Here is a 1143-nt window from a genome sequence, read left to right on the forward strand (position 1 = left end):
ACGCCGGCGCCAACAGTACGGCCGCCTTCACGGATGGCGAAACGCAGACCTTCTTCCATAGCGATCGGAGCGATCAGTTCTACGGTGATTTCTACGTTGTCACCCGGCATTACCATTTCCACGCCTTCGGACAGGGTTACTGCACCAGTCACGTCGGTAGTACGGAAGTAGAACTGCGGACGGTAGTTAGCGAAGAACGGGGTGTGACGGCCGCCTTCATCCTTGCTCAGTACGTATACCGAAGCAGCGAACTTGGTGTGCGGGGTGATCGTGCCCGGCTTGGCCAGAACCTGGCCACGCTCTACGTCTTCACGCTTGGTGCCACGCAGCAGTACGCCTACGTTGTCACCAGCCTGACCTTGGTCCAGCAGCTTGCGGAACATTTCAACGCCGGTGCAGGTGGTCTTCGCAGTTGCCTTCAGGCCCACGATTTCCAATTCTTCACCAACCTTAACAATGCCACGCTCTACACGACCCGTTACTACAGTACCGCGACCGGAGATCGAGAACACGTCTTCGATCGGCAGCAGGAACGGCTTGTCAACGGCACGTTCCGGAGTCGGGATGTAGGAGTCCAGAGCATCGGCCAGACGGAAGATGGACGGTTCGCCCATTTCGGATTGGTCGCCTTCCAGTGCCAGACGAGCCGAACCGATTACCACCGGAGTGTCATCGCCCGGGAAGTCATAGGAAGACAGCAGATCGCGCACTTCCATTTCAACCAGTTCCAGCAGCTCAGCGTCGTCAACCAGGTCAGCCTTGTTCAGGTAAACGATGATGAACGGTACGCCAACCTGACGGGACAGCAGGATGTGTTCGCGAGTTTGCGGCATCGGGCCGTCAGCAGCGGAACATACCAGGATAGCACCATCCATCTGGGCTGCACCGGTAATCATGTTCTTAACGTAGTCAGCGTGACCCGGGCAGTCTACGTGAGCGTAGTGACGTGCTTCGGTTTCGTATTCTACGTGCGCGGTATTAATAGTAATACCACGTGCCTTTTCTTCCGGCGCGCTGTCGATCTGGGAGTAGTCCTTGGCTTCGCCACCGAACTTCTTCGACAGAATGGTGGTGATCGCTGCGGTCAGGGTGGTCTTACCATGGTCAACGTGACCGATGGTGCCGACGTTTACGTGCGGTTTG

General features: G+C 57.0%; 1 protein-coding gene. It reads right to left on the bottom strand.

The window, feature by feature from the left end; genetic code table 11:
* Positions 1-1143, bottom strand: a 1143-nt coding sequence (tuf, locus tag DBR44_RS19410; protein WP_124645622.1) for an elongation factor Tu, incomplete at both ends; no start/stop codon positions are given.

Source organism: Aquitalea sp. FJL05, from assembly GCF_003852595.1.
In the GTDB taxonomy this organism is placed as follows: Bacteria; Pseudomonadota; Gammaproteobacteria; order Burkholderiales; family Chromobacteriaceae; genus Aquitalea; species Aquitalea aquatilis.